Raw genomic sequence first — 24,443 nt, forward strand, 5'->3', positions numbered from 1 at the left:
GGGCGCCTCTCGCTAGCGATAGGTCAGCAGGCCGTCCGGCCCTTCCAGGCCCGCCTGCTCATTGAGGCTGGACAGCGACCAGCCGGGCCCCACCCGGCCCACGGCCCGGGTCGGGACCAGCAGCTTGGTGACGCCGCCATTGACCAGGCCCCAGTGAACCTGGCGCGCGGCGGCGGTATCCAGGCCCAGCACCGCCTGCACCGCCACCATGATGGGCCCGCCGGAGGTGAAGACCAGGACGGCGGCGGCTGTCTGTCCGCTGGCCTGTCCGCCCGCCTGCCCACCCGCTTGGGCCGCCCGCGCCAAGCCGGCCAGCACCCGGTTGCGGAACACGGGCCAGCTTTCGGCGTAGTCGGCATCGTGGTCCCCGGCCATCCACCGGGTCACCGCCTCGGCGAACAGCGCCTGATAGGCGCGGCGGGGATCGGGTGCCAGGGACAATTCCGCCCTGAGCGCGGCGGCGTCGGCCAAATCCGGCCGGTGGCGGGCGACCAGGTCGGCGGGATCGTACTCGTTGAGGTCCGTGTCGATGGTCACGGCGGTCCCGCCCCGGCCCATGGCCTCAAGACAGGCGGCGGCGGTGTCGCGGTGCCGGGTGAGGCTGCCGCTGACGGCGACGATGTCCGCCGCGCCCAACCGGGCGGCCAACTGGCGGCTCACCGTCTGGGCCTGCACGGCGCCCAGCGCCGACAGGCGGTCATAATCATCCGCCCCGAAGGACGCCTGGCCATGGCGGATCAGGTACAGCGCCACCATGGGGTCAGTGCCCGGCCCGGCGCAGGATGCGGCGGCAGCGCCACTCCAGATACGTGACCAGCAGCCAGAAGCGCTTGAACGCCGGGTTGCGGGTCTGGCGGTGGTGATAACGGTAGTAGATCTGCTGGGCGATGACGGCCAGGCGGAACAGGCCGAACACCTCATAGAAGGTCCAGTCCACCGCCTTGGCGTCCAACCGGTCCCCCATGGCCGCCAGATAATGGGCCACCACCTCGTCCCGGGTCAGCATGCCGGGCAAGTGGGTGGGCTGCCGGCGGGTGGAGCGCATGATGAAATCATCATCCGCCTGCACCCAGTAGGCCAGGGCCCCGCCCAAATCCATCAGCGGGTCGCCAATGGTGGCCATCTCCCAATCCAGCACGCCGATCACGCGCGTGGGGTCGGCGGCGTCCAGCACCAGGTTGTCGAAGCGCCAGTCGTTGTGGATGACGCAGGCGGCGCTGTCCGCCGGCGTGTTGGTCGCCAGCCAGGCCCGCACCCGGGCGAAGGAGGGCACGTTCCAGGTGCGCGCCTTGAGGTAGCGGCCGGACCAGCCCTCCACCTGGCGGCGACAGTACCCCTCGCCCTTGCCCAGGCCCGACAGTCCAGCGGCCTCCGGGTCCACCCGGTGCAGGGCCACCAGCTTGTCCACCATGGCCAGGCACAGGCGGCGCACCGCCTCCGGGCCCATGTCCAAGCCACGCGGCAGGTTGGCGCGGGGAATGATGCCGGCGATGCGTTCCATGACGTAGAAATCGGCACCGATGAGCTGATCGTCCTGGCACAGCCCCACCATGGTCGGAACCCAGGGGAAGACGGGCTTCAGCGCCTGCTGCACGCGGAATTCGCGCACCATGTCGTGCGCGGACTTGGCCTTGGTGCCGGCCGGGGGACGCCGCAGGATGAAGTCGCCCCCGGCCCCGTCCTCGCCATAGGCCAGGCGGTAGGTCCAGTTGCTGGCACCACCGGAATACTGCGTCACCTGCGGCTGGCCCGTCAGCGTGGGCCGCTGGTCCTTCAGCCAGCGATCGACCGGGACCACGTCCAGTTCCTCCCCCGCCCGCACCGGGCCGGCCCGGTCGGTCACGGGCCGGGGTGGGGCGTCACCCGGCGCCACCGTCATCGGGCGCCGGCCGCCGGCTGCTGGGCCGGGGCGGCGGCCGTGCGCGACGGTGTCGCCATGCTGCGGGCCCGCCGGTCGATCATGGCCACGTACCAGGCGCGGGGCATCAACCGCTTCATCAGCCAGAAGCGCCGCCCCTCCTTGTGCGGCAGCAGGTGGCAGCGGCCCACGGCCACGCCCTGGTAGACATACTCGGCCACGTCGTCGGCCGTGATGCCGGGGCGGTTCAGCAACTTGTCCACCCGGGCGCGCAGCCGGGGATCGGTGGTGCGCAGGCTGGATGCCAGGTTGGTCTTGAAAAAGGACGGGCAGATGACGCTGACGCCGATGCCGCTGGGCGCCAGTTCATGCTGCAAGGTTTCCGAGAGCGACACCACCGCCGCCTTGGTGGCGTTGTAGGCGCTCATGGTCGGCATATCGAGCAGGCCGGCCATCGAGGCGGTGTTGACGAAATAGCCGTGGCCCTGCGCCTTGAACATCGGCGTGAAGGCCCTGCAGCCCCGCACCACCCCCATCAGGTTGATGTCGATGATCCAGCGCCAGTCGTCCAGCGGCGTGTCGTCGATGTTGCCGGCCTGGGCCACGCCGGCGTTGTTGACGACGATGTCGACCCCGCCCCAGCGCTGGGTCAGGGCCTGGGCCGCGGCATCCAGGGCGCCGTCGTCGCGCACGTCGCACGGGATGGCGAAGGCATCCGGGGCGATGGCCGACAGCTCCGCCACCGCCGCCGCCAGGGCATCCGGGTTGATGTCGCCCACCGCCACGCGCCACCCGGCGCGGGCGTAGCGCTTGCCCAGCGCCAGGCCCAGGCCGCTGGCCCCACCGGTGATGAAGATGCGCCCGCCGCCGCTGCCCATCTTCGGTGTGATCGTCCCCATGCCGTCAACCCTCCCTTTATTGTTCAGCGACCTGTACCGGCACGCGCCGACGGCTCAGGCCGGGGCTTTCTTGTAACCGCGCTTGGCCAGTTCGATCCGGGCGATCATCGCCTTGTGCACCTCATCCGGCCCATCGGCCAGGCGCAGGGACCGCGCCTGGGCATAGAACCCGGCCAGGGGCGTGTCGCCCGACACACCGGCGCCGCCATGCATCTGGATGGCCGCGTCCACCACCCGCTCCAGCACGCTGGGCGCCACCACCTTGATGGCGGAAATCTCGGTCAGGGCGGCCTGGGTCCCCACCTTGTCCATCTTCCAGGCGGCGAACAGGGTCAGCAGGCGGGCCTGGTCGATGGCGACGCGGGCTTCCGCCACCCGCTCGCGGTTGCCGCCGAGGTCGATCAGCGGCCGGCCGAAGGCGGTGCGGGCCATGCCACGGCGGATCATGAGGTCCAACGCCGCCTCTGCCGCCCCCAGGCAGCGCATGCAATGGTGGATGCGGCCGGGCCCCAGGCGGCCCTGCGCGATCTCGAACCCCATGCCGGGCCCGGCGATCAGGTTGGCGGCGGGCACGCGCACCCGGTCGAACGTCACCTCGCCATGGCCGTGCGGCGCGTCCAGGGTGCCGAAGACGGGCAGCATGCGCTCGATGCGCACACCGGGCGCGTCCAGGGGCACCAGCACCATGGAATGCTGGTGATGCCGGTCGCGATTTTCATCCGGGGTGCGGGCCATGACGATGGCGATGCGTGCGCGGGGGTCGCCGATGCCGCTGGACCACCATTTGCGGCCCGTCACCACCACCTCGTCCCCCTCCACCACCGCCGTGGCCGCCATGTTGGTCGCGTCGGAGGAGGCGACCTCCGGCTCCGTCATGCAGAAGACGCTGCGGATCTCACCGGCCAGAAGGGGTGTCAGCCACTGTTCCCGTTGCGCCGGGCTGCCGTAGCGCCACAGCACCTCCATATTGCCGGTGTCGGGGGCGTTGCAGTTGAACACCTCCGGCGCCATGGCGCTGTGGCCCGTGGCCTCGGCGATAGGGGCGTATTCCAGGGTGCTGAGGCCGGCGCCCAGTTCCGCGTCGGGCAGGAACAGGTTCCACAACCCCTCCGCCTTGGCGCGGGCCTTCAGCTCTTCCATCTTCGGCGGCACGCGCCAGCCGGTCCAGTCGGGTCCGTCATGGGCCGCCACGTCGCGCCAGTACTGCGCCTCCACCGGCGCGATATGATCGGCGATGAAGCGGCGGACTCGGATTAGATAGTCCTGGGCCCGCGCGCTGGGCTGGAAGTCCATGGCGTCCTCTCCCTTTTGTTGAGGGAAGTGTAGCGCCGGATTGACATGAACAGTCCGGAAGTTTATGCGCGATAAATCATGAATGATGTTCATGATACGCGCCTGTTGGCCAGGCTGGACCTGAACCTGCTGCGGGTGTTCGACGCCGTTTACCGGGCGCGCAGCCTGACCCGCGCGGCGGATGAGCTGGCGCTGTCGCAATCGGCGGTGAGCCACGCCCTGGCCCGCCTGCGCGACCAGTTGGGCCCGCACCTGGGAACGGAAAACGAGGCCCTGTTCCCCCGCGACGGCCGGGGGGTGGCCCCCTCGGCCCTGGCGCGTCGCCTGGCGCCCCGGGTGAGGGAGGCGCTGGCCGCCCTGGGCCGGGCCCTGGCCGACGCGCAGGATTTTCAGCCGGACCGGGACCTGCGCCAGGCCATCATCGCCATGCCCGAGGCGGTGGAGCCGGCGCTGCTGCCGGTCATGATGGCGCGCCTGAGACAACAACTGGCGGAAGGGTCCAGCCCCCGCCTGGACAGCGTGCGGCTGGACCGCGCCACCATGAAGGCCGACCTGGCCCGGGGCCGCATGGATCTGGCGGTGGACGTGGCGCTGGCCCCCGACCCGGACCTGTGCCACCTGCCCCTGCTGCAGGACGATTATTGCCTGGTCGCGGCGGCCGGCCACGCGCCGGTGGATCTGGACGGATACCGGACGGCCGCCCACATCGCCGTCTCCTCCCGCCGCAGCGGGCCGGCGGTGGAGGACTACGCCTTGCTGCGCCTGGGCATACAGCGAAAAATCGCCCTACGCTGCCAACGGTATGAAACCGCCTGCCGCGTGGTAGCGGAAGCCGGCCTGAAAGGGGGTGGGTTGTTGCTGACCATGGGCCGGCACCATGGCCAGCCGCTGGTGGACGGCAGCCGGGGGGCCCTGATGATCCTGCCCCTCCCCCTGGACATGCCGCCATTGGCGTTTAATCTCTACTGGCATCGGACCAGCGACAACGACCCCGCCAGTCGCTGGCTGCGCGACGTTCTGCGCCCGGGTTGAGGCGCGCCGTCATCTCAAAGGTCAAGGACCACCGCCATGCCGCGATTCCTGCGCCCCGCCCCGTTGAGCCCCTGGTGCCGACGCATCCTGCCCCTGACCGTCGCCGTCCTGCTGGCGTTTGGCCTGGGGGCGGCCCCCGCCCGGGCCGACAACGCGACGGACCTGGCCATGGCGCGCCTGGCCATGGCCAAGCACGATTACGCGGAAGCCCTGCCCAAGCTGACGGCGCTGGCCCAACAGGGGGACGCCGGCGCCATGGTGGAGCTGTCCAAGGCATACGGCCAGGGCCTGGGCGTGACGGTGGACAAGGACAAGGCCTTGGCCTACCTGCGCCAGGCGGCGGACAAGGGCAATGCCCAGGCCCAGGTGGGCCTGGCGGTGCTCTATGACCAGGGCAGCAACGGCCTGCCCAAGGACCCGGCGGAGGCCGCGCGCCTCTACAAGCTGGCGGCGGACCAGGGCAACGCCCGCGGCCAAGTCAGCCTGGCCTGGCACTATGAACACGGCAGCGGCGTGCCCCAAGATGTGGCCGAAGCCGTGCGCCTCTACACCCTGGGCGCCCGGCAGGGCGATCCCGCCGGCCTCACCAACCTGGGCTGGATGTACCAGAACGGCACCGGCGTGCCGGCCAACCTCACGGAAGCGGCGCGCCTGTACAAGCAGGCGGCCAGCCAGGGCTTCGTCCGCGCCCAGGGCCAGATGGGGGCCATCTACCTGGCGGGCTTGGGCGTCACCAAGGACCCGGTGGAGGCCGCCCGCTGGAACATGATGGCGGCGGAACGGGGGTGGGCGCCGGCCCAGTTCGCCCTGGGCTTCCAGTATCGCCAGGGTGAAGGCGTTCCCCGGGACGACGCCAAGGCCCTGCAATGGCTGCGCAAGGCGGCCGACGGCGGGGAACAGGGCGCCATCACCCTGCTGGCGCAGATGTATGAAAGCGGCGACGGCGTGCCCAAGGACGTGGCGGAGGCCAAACGCTTGCGCGCCCTGCTGCCCGCGGACCGGCGGCCCGGCACACCGGCGCAGTAGCCCCGGCCCTGTTACCCTCAAGCCCCGGATGACTGCCGCGAATTGGCCAGCAGTTCCACGCGCGTCAGGCGGGCGATGTGCCGGGGTGTCATCGTCCAGCCGCCGATGAGGTCGCCGGCCACGAAGTCGGCGCCGACGCGGTCGATCAACGCCTCCGCCTCCACCGTGTGCACGCCCTCGACATAGAGCTTCAGGCGCCGCCGCTGCGCCTCCGCCGCAACCAGCCCCAGGTCGGTGGCCACCCGGTCGGCAAGGGGCCGTTCCGTTCCCGGGCCGTCCAGGGCCGTGGGAAGCGCCAGGGGGTCATCCACCCCCGGAAGGACGACGCCCACGCCCTTCACCCCCGCCGCCTCCAGGATGCCCATGTCCTGGCGTCCCAAGCGCACCTCCACGGTGACACCCCGGCCGACCGGGCGCAGGGCGGTGACGAAGTCGGCGAGGCGGCCGGTGGGCGTGCCTGCGGGCAAGCCCACGAGGTGATAGCTGAGAAAGGGCACGAGATGCGCCGGGATGCGGCTGGCCAGCGCCAGATAGGACCGGCGGCGGCGCATGGCGGCCAGGGTTTCGTAGTGGACGGGCAAGGACAGGTAGAACCGGAAACGGCTGTCGTAGAGGTCCAGATACACGGCGATGGCCTGGCGCACCGTCTCCTCATCCAATTCCAGGATGGCGGCGAGGTTCTCGGCGGACAGGCTGCCGGCGGCGGTCTGCGGAATGGTGTCGTAGCCGTAAACCGCCTGGCCCCCGCGCCGCACCCGCCGGCCACGCGCGACATATAGCGAGACGGACTGGTGGATGGCGTCCCAGACGGGGCGATAGACGATTTCCAGCGGCCCCAGCTGTCCCCGTGCCGCCCAGGCCGCGGTCACGTCATCCTGGCGGAAGGTGCCGCCCCCCTGCGCCGCCAGGGGCACCCATCCCGGCTCGCCCGGAGTACCACCGGCACCAGTCAGCGAGGCGGCCCGGCCTCCCGGTGGGGCCCCCGCCGTACCTTGGTGGTCGGCCCCCTCCGGCTTGGCATCGGACTCGCCCGCGGCATCGTCGGCGGCGGCGTCCGCCATCATGTCGGACAGACGGTGCGGCCGGACCACAAGGTCGCCGGAAACCTGGCGCACGGCGGTGCGCACCACGATGGTGGCGGCATCGGCGTCCCCCAGCAGCAGGCGCTGGAGGTCTTGCAGGATCCGGGCGCACAGCAGGCTGGCGGCGCGTTCGTCCAGGCGCGCGAACACCACCAGGTAGGTGTCGGTGCCATAGGGGAAAACGATATCGGCCGGATCCAGCGACTGTTTCAGCAACCGTTCGGTCAATTGATGCACCCGGTCCCGGACCGCCGGCCAACGGGGGCCCAGCCTGTCCCTGAGACTTTCCAGGCCCAGCAGTTGGACCGTGCCGGCGCAGATCCTGGCCTGGCGTTCCAGGATGGTGCTCAAGCGGTTCTGCAGGTCGTCAGACACCGACTCGGGCGTGACGGACTCAAGGGATGGTCGCCGCGCCGAAGCCGCCGGGCGCGGTCCGGGCGGGTCATCCCCCTGCCACCAAGCCGTTATTTTGGTGATCAGATTTGACATGCCGCCGTCTGTCGCCCCCCGCTTGCCCATGCGTCCTTTTCATGGTGCCGATACCAGCGAGCCAGGAGAACTATAACAGGCGGGGTAGCCCGGCGGGGTCAGCGGCGGACCCCTTTGGAGGGGGGCGCCGCCGTCGATTCCCGTACCACCACCTCAAACTCCAGCAAGCGGCGGGGCATGGGATGGCTCCACGGCTGACGCCGGACCGCCCGGTCGATCAGCAGGTCGGCGGCGGCCGCCGCCATGCGGGTGATGGGTTGGCGGATGGTGGTCAGCTGCGGCCAGATGATGCGGGCGACCGGCGTGTCGTCGAAGCCGGCGACCGACAGGTCGGCCGGCACGGACAGGCCCAGACGCTGCGCCACCGCGACCGAGGCGGCCGCCATGTCGTCGTTGCTGGCGAAGATGGCGGTGGGCCGGTCAGCCAGGGTCAACAGCTGTTCAGCGCAGGCCATGCCGGTGCGGTAGGAGAAGTGGCCCGGCCGCACCAGGTCCGGGTCCAGCGGGATGCGGTGTTCCGCCAATTCGTCGCGAAAGCCCTGGTAGCGCTGTTCCGTGGCGCCGTGGTCGGGATGGCCCAGCAGGAAACCGATGCGACGGTGCCCCAGGCTGATGAGATAGGCCGCCATCTGGCGGGCGGCGGCGTAGTCGTCCATGTAGACGAAGGGTGCCGTCTCGCGGTCTGTGTGGGGCGCGATGCGCACCAGTGGAATGCGGGAAGTCCGCAGGGCCTGCAGCACGCCGGCATGATCCACCAGCGGCGGGGTCAGGATGACCCCCTCCAGCCGCAACTGGGAAATGAGGTCGAGGACCTGGTCGCCGACGGAGGGATCCGTGCTGTCCCACGGTTCCACCAGCAGGTGGAAGCCGCCCTCGCGGCAGCGGGCCACGGCACCCGTCTGCACGTCGCTCATATAGTGGGCGCTGGGGTTGTCGTAAAACAGGCCGATCAGGAAGGAACGGTCGCCGGCCAAGCCCCGGGCGTTCAGGTTGGGGCGGTAGTCCAGACGATTGATGGCATCCTGGACGCGGCTCTGGGTCTCATGGGAAACGCCGGCCTCGCGGTTGATGACCCGCGACACGGTCTTGATGGACACCTTGGCCAGGTCCGCGACCTCCCGGATGGTGATCGACCGCTTCTCCGGCTGGACCATGGAGTATTCCAAATCAAGGGGTGTGGGGCGCCATCGTTATGGCGCCGGATGGGACGGCGTGAAAGGAATAAAGGATGGGCGGCGCGGAGGGCACCGCCCATCAAGGCGCAGGATTCGGGGAGAGTGCATCCTGCCAGGAAGGGTACCCGGGGCCTGGGAAAAACCATTCCCTAAGGCCCCGGGGTCAAACGCACGAACGAACGGGTCAGAAGCTGGCGCGGGCCCGCACGCCCCAGGTCTGGGGCGGCTGGTACACGGCGGTCCACACCGGGGTCGCCGGCCCGCCGAAGGCGCCGGCGTTGGTCTTGATGTTGGCGTTTTCCAGGTTCTGGACGAAGCCTTCCAAGGACCACCTGCCGCTGGGCGCGTCATAGCGGACGGACAGGTCAGTGCGGGTATAGGCCTTCTGCTCGTCATAGTTGGCGACGTTGAAGAAGGACAGGTAGCTGCGCGTCTCGAAATGGGTGGAGACGCGGGGCGTCAGCGTGCCGCCGTTGGGCAGATCGAAGACGTGCTCATACCCGACGGTGCCCGACAGGGACGGGGCGTGGGGCAGCTCGTTGCCCTTCAGCTCGACCAGGTGGGAAACGTCGCCGCCGCTGTACAGCCGGGCGTCGATGCTCTGCAGTTCCTCCAGCTCGGTATGCTGGGCGGACAGCGCCAGGTTGACCGTGTCTCGCGGGGTGATCTTGGCCGCCAGTTCGGCCTCCAGGCCATAGGCCTTGGCGCCCTTGGCGTTCTGGGTGACGATCTGCGAGCCGATGACATGGCCGGCGGCGTCACGGGTGGTGACCGCCTGGTTCACCTGATAGCCCGTGAAGTCCTCATAATAGGCCGCCACGTTGAAGGTGGCGCGGCCGCCGAACAGCGTCGTCTTGGCGCCGACTTCATAGTTGGTCAGCGTCTCGGGGCCGGCCAGCTTGCCGCCGTCCTCAATGTTGCCCGACTTGAAGCCCGTGCCGACGCTGGCATAGGTCATCAGCACGTCCTTGATGATGTCGGCGTCGGCCCGAACCAGCCAGGTGGCCTTGCTCCACTGGCCATAGACGTCGTTGGGCGACGCCGTGTAGCCGGGGATGGAGTAGGGATCACGGCCGAAGATGCCCTGGGTGCAGCCGTTGCAGGTGACGTTGCGGCCGCCGATGTCTTCCTTGTCGTCGCGGGTGTAGCGCACACCACCCGTCAGGCGGATGTCGTCGGTGACGTGCCAGGTGGCCTGGCCGAAACCGGCGGCGGATTCGATCTCACGATCCGACTGGATGAAGCTGCCGGCCCAGCTGAAGGTGCCCAGGCGATAACCGTTGGCCTGGTCGATGTCGAAGCGGATCTTGTTGGTTTCGTGGGAATAGTAGGCACCGACGATCCAGTCGACGGTGTGAACACCCGACGACTTCAGCTGAAGCTCATGGCTGAAGAACTCATAGCTGGACCAGACGGTGCTGTTCTGCTCGAACGCGCCGGACGGGGTGGTGGCGCTGGTCGGCGGCAGGGTGCCGGCGTCGGCGTCCACCTGGTTGTTGCCGCCCAGCCAAGAGGCGCCGGCGATGTAGGAGAACTGCAGGTAATCGTTGATGTCGTAGTCCATCTTGCTGTGGACGGACTTGGCGGTGCGGTCCTGGAACGGCGCCGTGTCGGCCTGCACCGACCACAGGTTGTTGCCGGGACGCGGGTTCTGCATCAGGGGTTCGACCGGGGTGCCGGTGTCCTCATACCACTCGAAGTTCAGATCCCAGCTGAAGCTGTCCGTCGGCCGCCAGGCGCCGCTGACGCGGAAGGACTTCTGGTCCCCCGCGTAGTATTTCGGGCCGCTGGTCACGTAGGCGGCGGGATTCACGCCCGGCACGTTGGGGGCAGGCTGGTAGTCGACATAGCCGTCGTGCTTGTCCGTCACGAAGGCGACGCGGAAGGCCAGCTTGTCGGAGACAGGCATGTTGAACATGCCGCGCGTGCCGAACCGGCCGTAGGAACCGGCGACGACCTCGGCGTTGCCGTATTCCTTGTCGAAGGTCGGCTTGGCGGAGATCAGGCTGACGGCGCCGACGGTGGCGTTACGGCCGAACAGGGTGCCCTGCGGCCCGCGCAGCACTTCCACGCGCTCCATATCGTACATCAGCACCGAGGCGCCCTGGGCGCGCGGCGAATAGATGCCGTCGACATACATGGCGACTTCGGGGTCGGCCACCTCGGTATAGGCGCTGTCGTTGCCGATGCCGCGCAGGGTCAGGGTGATGGCGTTCTGGTCGCCCTGCTGGCCAAAGGCCAGGCTGGGCACGTATTTGGACAGGTCGGTGATGTCCTTCACCTGCTGCTTGTCCAGGCTGTCCTGGCTGAACGCCGAAACGGCGATCGGGGTTTCCTGCAGCTTGGTTTCCCGCTTGGTCGCGGTAACGACGATTTCGGCAATGGTGTCTGAGTTGGCCGGAGCCGACGCGGTCTGCGCGTACGCGCCACCGGAAAGGGCAATCACGGCCGCAGCTTGCAGATAGAGTCCGAGTCTCGCCTTCATCTCGCTTCCTCCCTTTTATTCTAGCCCGATTACTCAAGGCGGATATTCAGCAGCGACCGCCACACGCGTTGGGTGCGGTGCTGTTGTGGCTGGCATGTTTAGCGGGGCGGCCCATGCTGTCAACAAAATTATGACAACGTTGTCGCACAGCGCTGTCATGTTGCACCAATCGTGATACTCTTGCCCCATGGTCCAAACGACACCCGCGGCGTTGCAATAATCAGTCTGCAACCAGGGGCGCGCCCGCCCCCCGCTGGTGGGGCGGTTTGACCTTAGGCGTTGAAATCATAAGAAAGTCCGCCACGGCGCCGCAGGGTGCCCAACGCGGGAGGGAGGATGCGAATGACCGTTGCGGAAGGCGCCCGGCGCCGGATCGTGATCGTGGGCGGCGGCACCGCCGGTTGGCTGACGGCGGCCTACCTGGCCAAAACCCTGGGCACGGGCCTGTCCGGCGGGACAGACATCACCCTGATCGAATCGGCCGACATCGGCATCATCGGCGTGGGTGAGGGCACCTTCCCCACCATCCGGTCCACCCTGGCGGCCATCGGCATCGATGAGGCGCGCTTCCTGCGGGAAAGCACCGCCACCTTCAAGCAAGGCGTCCATTTCGTGGATTGGGCGGAGGCGCCGGCGCCGGACGCGTCGCCCACCCAGGCGCTGGGCGCCGTGCCGGGGCACAGCCACTATTTCCACCCCTTCAACTTTCCCCACCAGGTCAAAGGGCCGGAATTGCTGCCCTACTGGCTGCTGGGTGCCGCCGGGGACCTGCCCTTCGCGGAAGCCGTGACCCTGCAGAAGGCGGTGGCGGACGCCTGCCGGGCGCCCAAGCGGCCCGTCGACCCGCCCTATCACGCGCCGCTGAACTACGCCTATCACTTCGACGCCAACCGCCTGGCCGTCCTGCTGCGCACCGTGGCGGTGGAACTGGGCGTCCGTCCCCTGGTGGGCACGGTGGACGAGGTGATCCTGGACGACACCGGCGCCGTGGCGCGGCTGAACACGCGCGAGCACGGCGGCCTGACAGCCGACCTGTACATCGACTGCACCGGCTTCCGGGCGCAAATCATCGGCCAGGCGCTGAAGGTGCCCTTCAAGCCCTGTGGCGACGTGCTGTTCAACGACCGGGCGGTGGCCCTGCAGGTGCCCTACGATCGACCGGACGCGCCCATCCCGTCCTACACCGTGGCCACGGCGCATGAAGCGGGCTGGACCTGGGACATCGGCCTGAACGACCGCCGGGGCACGGGCTATGTCTATTCCAGCCGCCACACCGACGACGCCCGCGCGGAAGAGGTGCTGCGCCGGTACATCGGGCCCATGGCGGCCGGGCGTGACGTGCGCCTGCTGAAGTTCGAGTCCGGCTGCCGCAGCCGGCACTGGGTGGGCAACTGCGTGGCGGTGGGCCTGTCCGGCGGCTTTTTCGAGCCGTTGGAGTCGACCGGCATCATGCTGATCGAGGTGGCGGCCCACATGATCGCCCAGTTCTTCCCCTGGGGACCATCAGGCCTGGACAGCGCCCAGACGGCGGCGGCCATGGCCGCCACCGCCCGGACCTACAACGCGCTGATGGCCGCGCGGTATGACCGCATCGTCGATTTCCTGAAGCTGCACTATTGCCTGACCCGGCGGACGGACAGCGCCTACTGGCGGGACAACGCCGACCCCGCCACCGTGCCGGACTCGCTGCGCGACCGCCTGGCCCTCTGGGCCCACCGGCCGCCCGGCAGGTTCGATTTCGTGGCCGACCACGAAACCTTCCTGCCGGCCAGCTACCAGTACGTCCTCTATGGCATGGGCTTCAAAACCGACCTGGAGCCGGCGCGGGCCCTGTACCGCCGCATGGACGAGGCAAAGCATGAGTTCCGCGGCCTGCGCACCGTGATGCCCCAGGCCCTGTCCAGCCTTCCCAGCCACCGCGACCTGGTGGAGGAGGTCTACCGCACCGGCTTCCGGCCCGGCGGGCGCTGAGCGGCGGACACTAAAAAGCTAACCCACCAGTCTCAGCAGCACGCCGCCGGTGGGTGCTGCCGACGCGACAAGCTGGCCGTCCCCGCCGGTGTTCAGGGTGAGGTGATAGGAGGACATGCCGGCATCGGGGGAATAGTCGAGCGCGCCGGTGGCCGCGTTGAAATTGAAGCGGAAGCCAAAGGTCGTGGTGTCGCGGATCACCAGCGCGTCGTTGATCGAGAAATCGGTGATGACGTCGCTGTTCAGCTGGGCGGCGCTGGCTTGGAAGACATCGTCGCCACCGCCGCCGGTCAGGACCTGGCCGCTCATCCCGCCGACGATGGTGTCGTCAAGGTGCGTTCCGGTCAGCTTCTGGGCCTGGTCATTCTCAATGACACCCGTGGCGGCGAAGTCGACGGCCGTGCCCTGGACCAGGCCGGCACCCGCCGTGGGGTTGCTGCCCGCCGGCGCGCCGGGGTTGTAGCGGTCCGTCATCGGGATGGCGCTGTCTTGAAGCAGGCTCTTGACGTCCGTGGGGCTCAAGGCGGGATCGGCCTGCAACATCAGGGCGGTCAGCCCCGCGACATGGGGCGCGGCAGCCGACGTGCCCAGGAAATTCGGCAGACCATCGCCGTCCGTGTCCGTGCCAAAGAAGGTGTTGTCGCCGCCATCCGGCCCGCTGACGGTCACGCCGGGCTGCACCCGCGGCGTGGCGAGCCGCTGCCCGTCGACGCCATAGGTGACCAGCGACGTGCCGGTGGAGGAAAACGGTTCCGAGGTCGGTGCCGCGGCGCCGAAGGCCGGCGTGTCCTGATAGTTGACGGCCCCGACGGTGATCGCGGCATCGCTGCCCATGTGGCCGAAGATCGTCCCGGCATTGGTGTTGGACGCCAGGGCGCCGAATTGCACGGGCGCGTTCTCATCCAAAGCCATCAGCTTGAAGTCACTGGGGGGCGGCCCGCCATTGAGCGCCACCTTGATATGGAAGGTGACGGGACTGCCTTGCGTGGTCAGGAAGAAGGACTCCAAGGGGTCGCCGCCGATATTCTGCTGGGCGGCCGCGAACAGCAGATTGTTCTGATCGTCATAGACAAGCACGTCCAGATTGGACTGGGCGCCATGGCCGGGGCTAACCGACGCGGCGGGGTCGTCCCATTGCAGCCGGAACGAGACGGAGCTGTTGGCCCCAATGGTGACGGGGATGTAGTCCTGCCCGGGCGCGAACTGGTGCAGTATCACCGTATTCGACCCGATGGTGACGGGCCCGGCCGCCGCGTTGAAGGCGGCCTCATACCCCCGGTTGCTGTTATTGCCGGCGGCGGTGACGTACACCACCCCTTCCGACACGACCTTTTGAATGGCCTGCGTGATCTCGCTGTCCTGATAGGTCGTTTCGTCCCGGATCATCCAATCATCGACGATGATTTTCGCGCCATCCGCCGCCAACTGAAGAATGGCGTTGGCCATGTCATGGATTTCAGTGCTGGTTTGGGAGGCGGCGACAAATTCGATGGACGCGCCGGGGGCGACGTCGTGGATGATCTGGGCCATGGCGCGGCCCTCGTCATTGCCGCGCACGCCTTCGGTCACGATCTTGGTATCGGTGGGCAATTCGCCATTGGCGATGTCGGCGCCCATCTGAGTCTTGAGATTGAAGCTGTCGGAAATGATGCCGATTTTCAGGCCGGTGCCGTCCACCTGGTCGCGGATCCGGGCCATATCGGTGCCCATGGCATGGTCCCCTTGGCTGATCACCCTGCCCTGGGGCGGCACATCCCACCGGCGGGTCGCGGCGGCGGACAGGAATTGCGCGCTCGCCTGGCCGACTGACCGCCTGCCGGAGGCCCCAATCGTGCCAACCGGGTCCATCGAGGCCTCATCAACGCGCCCAAGCTGCTGAAAGGCGGACGGCGACAGGGCCGCATAGCCCGGCTGGCCAGCGGGCACGCCGCTGGAGGAGACGGCGATGTCCACGCCGTGGGCCATGGAAACGGGTCCGCCATCATTCGCCGCCCGCCCGTCGTTCAGCGACGACGCCTTTGGCACGAGGATTCCCCTTTTCCAGCTTGGGAGAGCCTTGTCAGCCATCGTCTTTTACCCCTTGTGTTGGCATGATGGTTTCAAAAGCCAGAAACTTGGCTCCGGCCCAATGACGAAGTCCAGGCAAAGCGCCATTCATAAAAACCAAAATAAATTCATAGGATTTATTTTAAAGATTGGTCTTGAATATTCGAAAAAGGCACAGGAAGACCGTCGCGCAAACACGGCGCGCGATGCACTCATCCTGAAAAAACATTCCCTGCCGCCGCAAAAACTAGCGGCCGGCACCAATGGTCACGAAGCCCCTGGCTAGGAGGGGTTTAAAAAATAAGGAAGGGAGTCGAGGGAAGGGCCATGCGCCAAAATCCAGTGAACGTGAAGCTCAGGTCGGCGCCCCATCTGTCTTTTTGCCTGAGAGATTTGCTCCGTCGGCGGGCATGCCGGTGAACCGGCAACCTCTTTCCAGATTGTCAATGCCCGCACGGTCCTTTTGCCTGAGAGTTTCCGGGGCGGTTGCTCCTTCGGCGTCGGTGTTGCCTTGGCAACCCCGATCTCTCCCGTGCGATGCTTAGATAATTTCGTTTAAGAAAAACAAAATGTCAATTGCATCCCTGCGATTGATGCAATTATGACCGAAATATGATCCCCCGACCCACCTCCCTCACCCAGAGCCGCCATCCAGCGCCACCTCACCATCCCTAGAGGCATGGAGATGAAGGGGTAATCCGGCCCCCGGACCGTTGAGCCGGACGGGCGAGGCGGCGTTCCTGGACTCAGGATAGGGGCCCTTGGCCGCCGCGGGCGGGGCCGGATGTGCCAATCCGTCGCAGCGTCACCTGGGCGCCAGAGCCTCTCGCGCCAAGTGCGGCACGACGGGCGCGGAACGCCCAGCCCTCAGCCCTTGACGGGCGGGCGGGCGGTGGATTGGCGCAGCAGGATGGTGTGGGCCAGCACCTGGTGGGGCACGGGCTTGGGCCAGTCGACCTTGCCGCGCTGGGACAGCAGGCCGATCAGGATGTCGGCCGCTGCCTCCGCCATTTCGCGCACCGGCTGGCGTACGGTGGTCAGGGGGGGCCACATCATTTCCGCCAGGGGCGTGTCGTCGAAGCCGACGACGGAGAGCTGGGCCGGCAGGCTGAAGCTGCGGTTATGCGCCTCCGCCACCACGGCGGCGGCCATTTCGTCGTTGCTGGCGAAAATGGCCGTGGGCCGATTGTGCTGGTCCAGCAGGCGCCGGGCGCACGGCACGGCCGAGGCGTAGGTGAACTCCCCCTGCTCCACCAGCACCGGATCGACCGCCACGCCGGCGTCGGTCAGCGCCTGGCAATAGCCGGTGTAGCGCAGGATGGTGGCGGTGTGGTTGGCCTTGCCCTTGATGAAGCCGATGCGGCGATGCCCCAGCGCCAGCAGATGCTGCGTCAGGGTATAGGCGGCCTGCCGCTCATCGATGCGGACGGACGGGGAGGTTTCCGATTCCTGCTGCGGCGTGACCCGGACATAGGGCACGCCCGCATCCTCCAGGATGCGCAGCACGACGGGGTTGTCGGTCACCGGGGCCGTCAGCACCACACCATCCAGGCGCATCTGGTTGACGATGGCGCTGGCCCGCTGCTCCACATTGGGGCTGCGATAATCGATTTCTTCTATCATCAGGTGATAGCCGTGGTCGCGGCAGCGGTTCAGCAGGCCCACCTGGATCTCCAGGGTGTAGGGGCCGCCGGCGTCGCCGTAGAGGTGGCCGATGAGGTTGGACCGCTCGCTGGCCAGGCTGCGGGCCATCATGTTGGGCTGATAGCCCAACTCGGCCACCGCCTTTTCGATGCGCTCCTGCATGTCGGGGCTGACGTAGCGTTCCTTATTGATGACTCGCGACACCGTCTTGATGGACGCCCCCGCCAGGCGCGCCACATCGATGATCGTCGGCTTGCGGTCAGGCCCCGCCATATGTCCACTCCCCATTCCTCAACTATGCCGGCTCACAATCGCCCAAGGCGCCCGGTTGCGGCAATCCTGCATCGTTGGCGCAAAAAATCGCGCGCGTCCATCATTTGACCGTCTTTGCCCCCCACCTGGCCGAAAGGGACGCTGGCGCGACCACCACAGGATGTTGTTTCCTGGGGGCGGTTGGGGCGCTAGGGGGCGATGGCACCGCTGTCATTTCCCCTGTCGCCACCAACCCACGGATAAAGACCCCGGGGGAAAATGGCTTACGGACAGGCGCCCGTCGCCTTGAAGATAAAGCTGGGTTACGCCATCGGCGACCTGGGCCTGAACCTGCATTGGCAGGCGATGACCCTGTTCCTGGCCTATTTCCAGACGGACGTGCAGGGCGTGCCCCCGGTATGGGTGGGCGTGGGCTTCCTGGTGGCCGCCATCGTCGACGGCCTGGCCAACCCGCTGATGGGGGTCTGGGCCGACCGCACCAGCACCCGGCTGGGCCGCTACCGCCCCTTCATCCTGTGGGGGGGCCTGCCCCTGGGGGCGGTGATGGCGGCATGCTTCGCAGCGCCGGGCTTGGGCCAAGGGGGCCTGATCGCCTATGCCATCCTGAGCCATACCGTGTGGCGTGGCGTCTATACCATCGTCTCCATCCCCTACGCCTCGCTGTCGGCGCGCATCACCCAGGACGCGGAGGAACGGTCCAGCCTGACGGGCTATCGCATGACCTGCGCCTTCATCGGCGGCATCACCGTGTCCTTCCTGCTGCCGGCGCTGGCCGCCCGCATCGACCACATGGCGACCGGCGGACACGCCAGCGCCTATGGGGGTTTGGGGTACACCATCAGCGGCCTGGTGGTCGGCGCCCTGTCCGTCGCCCTGTTCTGGCTGTGCGCCAGCGTGGTGAAGGAGGAGCCGTGGCCGGCCCTGGCGCCGGCCTCCCGCGCCACGCTTGACAGCGATGTCGTCGGATTCCTGCGCACCCTGGGCCGGTCCGGCCCGCTGATGCGGCTGTTGCTGTCCATCGGCCTCATCCAGGTGGCCGGCGCCCTGCAGTTCCGCAACCTGGTCTATTTCTTCAAGTATGACGTGGGCGACATGGACCTGGCCGCCTATGCCATGCCCGCCTTCTCCGCCGCCAGCGCCATCAGCGTCCCCTTCTGGGTGTGGCTGTCCCGCCGCACCAGCAAGAAGGTGTCGTGGCAGTTGGGCACCGGCCTGGCGGCCCTGTCATCCCTGGCTTTCCTGCTGGCGCCCAGCGACCAGCCCGCCCTGGCGGTGGCGGCCATCGCCGCCCTGTTCGTGGGCTGCACCGTCCACGCCGTGGGCTTCTGGGCCATGCTGCCCGACCTGGTCGATTACAACGAATGGCGCTTCGGCCGCCGGGACGAGGCCAAGATTTTCGGCGTGGCCTCCCTGGCGCAGAAGGTGGCGCTGGGCCTGGCCGGCGCCCTGCTGGGTTGGCTGCTGTCCGCCATCGGCTTCGTGCCCAATGCCACGCAGTCGGCGGAAACGCTGAGCGGCCTGCGCCAACTGATGTCGCTGCTGCCCTGCGGCCTGTTCCTCGCCACCCTGGCGCTGATGGCGGGATATCCGCTGGACGGCGCCCTGCATCGCCGGGTGGTCGAGGCGCTGGGCGCGCGCGCGGCCGGGAACGTGCCCCCGGACCCGCTCCCCACACCTGCCCCCCTGGCGCCCCCCGCGGTGCCCCCCAGCGCCTCAGGCCTGGGGCGGCCGGGGATCGAACATCAGGCACGTGGTGGTGCCGTGGGCTAACAGCCGCCCCTTGCCATCCAGCAGCCGGCCCTCGGACGTGGCGGTGCGGCCGCCGGCGTGGATGATGCGCCCCTCGGCCCGCACCGGGCCCGTCGCCTCCGTCACCGCGCGGACGTAGTTGATCTTCAGTTCCAGCGTGGTGTAGCCGCGCCCGCCGGTCAGCGTGGTCTGCACGGCGCAGGCCATGCAGCTGTCCAGCAGGGTGGCGATCCACCCGCCATGGACCGACCCGATGGGGTTGTAATAGGCGTGAACCGGCGTGCCGGTGAAAACGGCGTAGCCGACCTCGGCATGGGTCAGCGTGAAGCCCAGCGTCTGGTTGATGGGCGGCGGGGGCAGGTCCCCGGCCATCATGGCGTGCAGGAAGGCCAAGCCATCCATGCGGGCCAGCGCCGCCAGGCGCTCCGCCTCACCCACCTGCTTTTCGGCATCGTTCACCAGGGCCGTCATCGTCCATCCTTTCATCAGGGCGTCGGACGCGATCCTGAGCCAGAGGCTTTCATCATGCAAGCCGCATAACCGAAGGGGCACATTGACATGGCGCATGGAGGGGGCGCCCCATTCGGGGACAAGGTGACGACGGGACCGTAATGGTTCACCCGCACACCCTTAACCCGCACACCCTTTCGGGAGGCCTGACGCGCCATGGCCGGCAAGTCCAAGAAGCACGCGAACCAGAACACGCAGAACGGCAACGGCGCCGCCCCAGGCGGCGAGGCGGGCGCTGAAACGGCGGACTCCACGCCGGCGGAAACGGCCGACGCCACCTCGGCCCCGGCGCTGGACGGCGAAATCCTGCGCAACGCCAAGGAGCACAAGCGCATCGAGGACCGCTGGAACATCCTGGGCCCGGGGAAGCCCGGCCGGCCGCCCAAGCACTACAAATACATCGATGAGATGGCCCGCCTGCAGTTCGAGCTGCTGAAGCTGCAGGAATGGGTGCGCATCCAGGGCCTGAAGGTCGTGGTGCTGTTCGAGGGGCGCGACGCCGCCGGCAAGGGCGGGGTCATCAAGCGCATCACCGAGAGCCTGAACCCCCGCATCTGCCGCGTGGTCGCCCTGGCCACGCCGACGGAGCGGGAGAAGGGCCAATGGTATTTCCAGCGCTATGTCCAGCACCTGCCCGGCCAGGGGGAGATGGTCCTGTTCGACCGCAGTTGGTACAACCGTGCCGGCGTCGAAAAGGTCATGGGCTTCTGCACCGACGATGAGTACCAGGAGTTCCTGCGCGCCTGCCCCCTGTTCGAGGAGATGCTGGTGAAATCCGGCATCATCCTGATCAAGTACTGGTTCTCCGTCAGCGATGAGGAGCAGGAGAAGCGCTTCGTGGAGCGCATGCACAATCCCATGAAGCGCTGGAAGCTGTCGCCCATGGACCTGGAGTCGCGCGGCCGCTGGGTGGAATATTCCAAGGCCAAGGACGTGATGCTGGCCCATACCGACCACGCCCACGCCCCCTGGTACATCGTCGACGCCGACAACAAGAAGAAGGCGCGCCTGAACTGCATCGCCCACCTGCTGCACCAGATTCCCTACAAGGATCTGAGCCCGGTGGACCTGCCCCTGCCCCCGCGCCAGCCGGACAACGGCTACAAGCGGCCGAAGAAGTCCAGCCAGCACTGGGTGGACGAGGGGTATTGATGGGACGGGGCGAGAGGTCGGGGCTTTTAGTGTGCCCTCAAGTGCCGGGCGCCGCCATGCGGCGGCTTGGCTTCCGCGCCTCACGGCGCGCGGCGGCAGTCGCCGCCGATACCAAGGAGTGATGTATGGGAATCATCGCTCCTTGGTATGACTGGGCGTGAGCGTCAGTCCTGATAGCCCGGCATCTGCCGCGCCAGGCGGCGCAGCAGGGCCGGCCAGACCAGCAGGTTGGCCGCCTGGGACACGCCCATGCGGCTGATCTGGATGTTGCGCTCGATCGCCTGATGGGCGGCGGGGTAGAGCGGCCGGCCCATGGTCAGGGTGCGCACCTGCATGGTGCAGGACCGTTCCAGGAAGTACATGCGGGTGAACGCCTCCGCCACCGTGCGGCCCACGGTCAGGGTGCCGTGGTTGCGCAACAGCATGGTGTTCTTGGTGCCCAGGTCGCGCTGCAGGCGCGGGCGCTCGTCATGCTCGAACGCCACGCCTTCGTAGTCATGATAGGCCAGGTCGTCGATCACCAACTGCGCCGTCTGGTTCAGGGGCAGCAGCCCTTCCTCCAAGGTTGAGACCGCCGTGCCGTCGGCGGTGTGCAGGTGAAGCACGCAGCCCGCGTCCTCGCGTACCTGATGCACGGCGGAATGGATGGTGAAGCCCGCCGGGTTCACGGGGAAGCCGGTGTCCAGCACCACCTTGCCGTCCATGTCGACCTTCACCAGGCTGCTGGCGGTGATCTCCTCGAACAGCATGCCGTAGGGATTGATGAGGAAGTGATGCTCCGGCCCCGGCACCCGGGCGGAGATGTGGGTGAACACGAGGTCGTCCCAGCCGAACAGGGCCACCAGGCGATAGGCCGCCGCCAGATCGACACGCAGCCGCCATTCCTCGGGCGAGACGCGGTCGCGTAACGGCGGCTGGTCGGCGGGGGCCAGCGTGGGCGCGGTGTCGAACATAGGGTCCTCCCGGTGTTTTTTTGAGGAGGTCAGCCTATGCCAGGACGGCTTCCAAGAGTGTCGCGGATTTGACAATTACCTCCGTTGTCCCCGGACCGCACTTGCGCTAGCCATTGAAGGCCACAACCTGGGTTTGAAGCCATGCGTCGCCTCTGGGCTCTCGCCGCCGTTCTGCTGCCCCTGTCCATCGCGAGCGTGGGAAAGGCAGCCGACAGCCCCAGCTTCGACTGCGCCAAGGCGGCCAGCCCCATCGAGAAGCGCATCTGCGCCGACCCCGGCCTGGCGGCGCGGGACCGGCAGATGGCCGATGCCTACAAGCGTCTGCTGGACGTCAGCGGTCCCCAGCATGACCGCGTGGTCCGGAACCAGCGGATGTGGCTGAAGGCGCTTCAGCTGTCCTGTGGACTCGCGGACGCGAACCCGGTGGACACGCCCGCCTGCGTGGAAACAGCCCAGCAGAACAGGCTGGAGGCCCTCACCCAATTGATGGAAGACATCCGGGGCGGCCTGGATGTCACCAAGGTGGATGAAGACTTGGCCGCCCAGGATGACAAAATCATCAACATCGCTTTCTCCGAGATGGCGGAGGCGCCGGCCGTCGCGACGGCCATCCTACGGGCTTATCACACGCCGACAGCCAAGATCGGCCTGGCGACGGCCCTGCGACTGACGTCGCGAAGACCAGCCGCCCATGCCGTCGAGGTGAGGCAGTTATTGCGGGAGGTCGCGGCCGATTTCGGAAAGGATGCCTTCCCTTACCTTCGCGAGGATGCGGAAAAGGACCAAGGCGACGCCAAGAGCCTAATTCCTTTTCTGCACGTGGTGGGAGATGAGGTGCGCCTCTCCTGTAAGCTATTGTATCAGCATCCAGAATTGATACGGGCCTTGTCCCCTGAAATCTACACGGCCGAAGCCCGCTTTACGCCAATGGCATCGTGCGACAAGAGCGACTTCCCCAACGATAGCATCGCCAAATACAGCGAGTTGGTGCACGCCCATGATGGCAGCGGCTTCGTCATGCCGTGCGGCGGGTCAGAAAGCACCAGGCTCAACGACCTGATGGCGGTATTCTATTCCGAAGCGATGACCGCCGCCCCGCAGTACCTTGCCCTCAAGGTGTCAGCCGGCGGCGGAGAGACAGATGATGGCCGGGCGTGGCAGCCCCCTCCGGTACCGCTTGAGGAATGGTCCTACCTCAGCGCCTGGAATCGGGCGAAATTCCAAGCGGTACAGGCTCAGTTCCAAACAACCACGCAGGAGGTGGCGGCCTACTACCAGCGGCATTTCAATATGCCGGCCGAACAGGCGCGACGCTATGCCTACATCAACTTGATCGCCGGATACGGCTGGACCTACGTCAGCGCTCCAGCCATCAATATAGCCATCATGAATGCCGACGTCCGGCCGTCCTTGGCCGATCTGTTAGCGAAAGGCACGCCTGTGGAGGTGCCGGCGGAGCAGAAGGGCGAACCGCTACTGTCCCTTGCCGTCGCACGGCCGGCGGCCATCGCCCCCCTGCTAGCGGCGCACGCTCCAGTGAACGCCGTGAACCCCATGGGCAAGACGCCGCTGATGACGGCAGCGCAGTTCAATAGCCCGGAGGCTCTGAGCACCTTCATCCAGGCGGGCGCCGAGGTGAACACTCAATCCCTGGCACCGGAAAAGATCGCCGACAACTACGAGTGTGCCGCATATCACATCACCCACGGCCAACGCACCGCCCTGATGTACGCGGCGGCCAATGCCGGGCTGCCGGTCATCCAGGCCCTGCTGGCGGCCGGTGCCGACACCAGGCCGCGCGACAGCCAAGGCGCCACGGCGCTGGATTACCTGGAGGGGCGCGGGCCCGTGCCCGCTAACCCGCTACTGTCCGGGGAGGAGCGGGAAACGGCCCGCCGACTGCTGACCCCACCGGCGCATTAACCCATGGACAAGCGGAACGCCGCGGCGGTTTTGGAAACCCGGGGTTGGCTGGCGGAGCAGCCGGCGGACCTGCGCGCCGAGATCCTGGCGCGGGGGCGGCTGCGGGCCTATGCCGACGGCCAGGCGGTGTATCGCGGCGGCGACGCGCCGGATGGGCTGTACGCCCTGGTCGCGGGCCGCATGCGCCTGGCCACCGTGCAGGAGGACGGGCGGGAGGTGGTGATCCTGCACGCCGGGCCGGGCCAGTGGTTCGGCGAGGTGTCCATGGTGGATGGCCTGCCTAGGGGACAGACGGCGGTGGCCAAGGGCGACAGCCTGGTGCTGCATCTGCCGGGCGATGCCTTCGCCCGCATCGTGGAGGCCAATCCCCGCCGCTGGGCCAACTTCGCCGGCATCCTCAGCCGGCACTTGCGCCAGGCCACCCATTACCTGGGGGAGGTGCTGGCCCTGCCCACCCCACAGCGCACCGCCCGCCTGCTGGCCCTGCTCTGCCGGCTGGAGGAGGGCGCGGAAAGCGGGCCGGTGCTGCTGCCCCTATCGCAGGAGGACTTGGCCGGCATGCTGGGCCTCAGCCGCCAGACGGCCAACCGGGCGCTGGGCCGGCTGGAGGCGGCCGGCCTGGTGCGCCGGGGTTATGGCGGGGTCGAGGTGCGGGACAGGGCGGCGCTGGAGCGTTTCGCGGATTAAGCCTCGCGGCTCGCCATATCGGTCCCCTCGGGGGCCGGCGCCATGACGGGCCACTTGACCATTCCCATGAGGGCATCACCGGCTGAGCGCATTGCGCGCCTCTCTAGAATTTTTGTTCCATCGCCCGCGCTCTTTGGCACTCTTGCCCTATCCGACCAGACTATGGCACCACCTGTCATGGCTTGAAGATTACCAT

Annotated in this window: 19 protein-coding genes and 1 riboswitch; of the genes, 8 read left to right on the forward strand and 11 right to left on the reverse strand. The window is 67.8% G+C overall.

Going from position 1 to position 24,443, the window contains the following annotated elements:
• Positions 1-12 precede the first annotated feature (12 nt).
• The 4 genes from ULB03_RS18330 to ULB03_RS18345 are packed head-to-tail and all read right to left on the reverse strand — an operon-like array spanning position 13 to position 4,050.
• On the reverse strand, positions 13-756 hold the full coding sequence (locus ULB03_RS18330) for a histidine phosphatase family protein (protein ID WP_322484542.1): 744 nt from the start codon (positions 754-756) through the stop codon (positions 13-15).
• A 4-nt stretch (positions 757-760) separates the two neighbouring features.
• Positions 761-1,879, reverse strand: a complete 1,119-nt coding sequence (locus tag ULB03_RS18335) for a phosphotransferase family protein (protein WP_322484543.1) — start codon at positions 1,877-1,879, stop codon at positions 761-763.
• Positions 1,876-2,757: an SDR family oxidoreductase gene (locus tag ULB03_RS18340; protein WP_322484544.1), complete on the reverse strand. Its 882-nt coding sequence runs from the start codon at positions 2,755-2,757 to the stop codon at positions 1,876-1,878. The genes ULB03_RS18335 and ULB03_RS18340 overlap by 4 nt, the downstream gene beginning before the upstream one ends.
• A gap of 54 nt (positions 2,758-2,811) precedes the next feature.
• A complete protein-coding gene (locus ULB03_RS18345; protein ID WP_322484545.1) occupies positions 2,812-4,050 on the reverse strand; it encodes an acyl-CoA dehydrogenase family protein in 1,239 nt (412 codons plus the stop codon).
• 78 nt (positions 4,051-4,128) lie between these two features.
• Between ULB03_RS18345 and ULB03_RS18350 the strand changes: the two genes are divergently transcribed.
• Positions 4,129-5,082, forward strand: a complete 954-nt coding sequence (locus tag ULB03_RS18350; protein WP_322484546.1) for a LysR family transcriptional regulator — start codon at positions 4,129-4,131, stop codon at positions 5,080-5,082.
• Positions 5,083-5,118: 36 nt separating this feature from the next.
• Positions 5,119-6,108, forward strand: coding sequence for a tetratricopeptide repeat protein (locus ULB03_RS18355; protein WP_322484547.1), 990 nt, complete (start codon positions 5,119-5,121; stop codon positions 6,106-6,108).
• A 17-nt stretch (positions 6,109-6,125) separates the two neighbouring features.
• Here ULB03_RS18355 and ULB03_RS18360 read toward each other — a convergent pair whose 3' ends face one another.
• The 3 genes from ULB03_RS18360 to ULB03_RS18370 all read right to left on the reverse strand — a co-directional run bounded on the left by ULB03_RS18360 (position 6,126) and on the right by ULB03_RS18370 (position 11,339).
• Positions 6,126-7,565: a hypothetical protein gene (locus ULB03_RS18360; protein ID WP_322484548.1), complete on the reverse strand. Its 1,440-nt coding sequence runs from the start codon at positions 7,563-7,565 to the stop codon at positions 6,126-6,128.
• A 212-nt stretch (positions 7,566-7,777) separates the two neighbouring features.
• A complete protein-coding gene (locus ULB03_RS18365) occupies positions 7,778-8,833 on the reverse strand; it encodes a LacI family DNA-binding transcriptional regulator (RefSeq protein ID WP_322484549.1) in 1,056 nt (351 codons plus the stop codon).
• A 205-nt stretch (positions 8,834-9,038) separates the two neighbouring features.
• Positions 9,039-11,339 carry a TonB-dependent receptor gene (locus ULB03_RS18370; RefSeq protein WP_322484550.1) on the reverse strand — a complete coding sequence of 767 codons (2,301 nt, stop codon included), beginning with the start codon at positions 11,337-11,339 and terminating at the stop codon, positions 9,039-9,041.
• 342 nt (positions 11,340-11,681) lie between these two features.
• Here ULB03_RS18370 and ULB03_RS18375 point away from each other — a divergent pair, with 342 nt between their 5' ends.
• The gene (locus ULB03_RS18375) at positions 11,682-13,310 is read left to right on the forward strand and encodes a tryptophan halogenase family protein (RefSeq protein WP_322484551.1); all 1,629 of its coding nucleotides are present in this window, start codon (positions 11,682-11,684) and stop codon (positions 13,308-13,310) included.
• 18 nt (positions 13,311-13,328) lie between these two features.
• Here ULB03_RS18375 and ULB03_RS18380 read toward each other — a convergent pair whose 3' ends face one another.
• A complete protein-coding gene (locus ULB03_RS18380; protein WP_322484552.1) occupies positions 13,329-15,275 on the reverse strand; it encodes a S8 family serine peptidase in 1,947 nt (648 codons plus the stop codon).
• On the opposite strand from ULB03_RS18380, the gene ULB03_RS18385 reads away from it, so the two are divergent.
• Positions 15,256-15,642, forward strand: a complete 387-nt coding sequence (locus tag ULB03_RS18385; RefSeq protein WP_322484553.1) for a hypothetical protein — start codon at positions 15,256-15,258, stop codon at positions 15,640-15,642. The two genes, ULB03_RS18380 and ULB03_RS18385, sit on opposite strands and share 20 nt — an antisense overlap.
• Before the next feature lie 159 nt (positions 15,643-15,801).
• Positions 15,802-15,899, reverse strand: a riboswitch (glycine riboswitch).
• Positions 15,900-16,223: 324 nt separating this feature from the next.
• Here ULB03_RS18385 and ULB03_RS18390 read toward each other — a convergent pair.
• The gene (locus tag ULB03_RS18390) at positions 16,224-17,273 is read right to left on the reverse strand and encodes a LacI family DNA-binding transcriptional regulator (RefSeq protein WP_322484554.1); all 1,050 of its coding nucleotides are present in this window, start codon (positions 17,271-17,273) and stop codon (positions 16,224-16,226) included.
• Between the two features lie 285 nt (positions 17,274-17,558).
• Between ULB03_RS18390 and ULB03_RS18395 the strand changes: the two genes are divergently transcribed.
• Positions 17,559-19,043: an MFS transporter gene (locus ULB03_RS18395; RefSeq protein WP_322484555.1), complete on the forward strand. Its 1,485-nt coding sequence runs from the start codon at positions 17,559-17,561 to the stop codon at positions 19,041-19,043.
• Here ULB03_RS18395 and ULB03_RS18400 read toward each other — a convergent pair.
• Positions 18,987-19,493 carry a PaaI family thioesterase gene (locus tag ULB03_RS18400; RefSeq protein ID WP_322484556.1) on the reverse strand — a complete coding sequence of 169 codons (507 nt, stop codon included), beginning with the start codon at positions 19,491-19,493 and terminating at the stop codon, positions 18,987-18,989. The genes ULB03_RS18395 and ULB03_RS18400 overlap by 57 nt on opposite strands.
• A gap of 195 nt (positions 19,494-19,688) precedes the next feature.
• Here ULB03_RS18400 and ppk2 point away from each other — a divergent pair, with 195 nt between their 5' ends.
• Positions 19,689-20,684: a polyphosphate kinase 2 gene (ppk2, locus tag ULB03_RS18405; RefSeq protein WP_322484557.1), complete on the forward strand. Its 996-nt coding sequence runs from the start codon at positions 19,689-19,691 to the stop codon at positions 20,682-20,684.
• A gap of 164 nt (positions 20,685-20,848) precedes the next feature.
• On the opposite strand, the gene ULB03_RS18410 is transcribed toward ppk2, so the two are convergent.
• Positions 20,849-21,637: a class II aldolase/adducin family protein gene (locus ULB03_RS18410; RefSeq protein WP_322484558.1), complete on the reverse strand. Its 789-nt coding sequence runs from the start codon at positions 21,635-21,637 to the stop codon at positions 20,849-20,851.
• A gap of 141 nt (positions 21,638-21,778) precedes the next feature.
• Between ULB03_RS18410 and ULB03_RS18415 the strand changes: the two genes are divergently transcribed.
• Together ULB03_RS18415 and ULB03_RS18420 are read left to right on the forward strand one after the other, a co-directional pair.
• Positions 21,779-23,560 (forward strand): ankyrin repeat domain-containing protein, encoded by a 1,782-nt coding sequence (locus ULB03_RS18415; protein ID WP_322484559.1) that lies wholly within the window; start codon positions 21,779-21,781, stop codon positions 23,558-23,560.
• A 3-nt stretch (positions 23,561-23,563) separates the two neighbouring features.
• Positions 23,564-24,247, forward strand: coding sequence for a Crp/Fnr family transcriptional regulator (locus ULB03_RS18420; RefSeq protein WP_322484560.1), 684 nt, complete (start codon positions 23,564-23,566; stop codon positions 24,245-24,247).
• The last annotated feature ends 196 nt before the right edge of the window (positions 24,248-24,443 follow it).

Origin of the sequence: Nitrospirillum goiasense (genome assembly GCF_034427435.1) — a bacterium.
GTDB lineage: Bacteria > Pseudomonadota > Alphaproteobacteria > Azospirillales > Azospirillaceae > Nitrospirillum.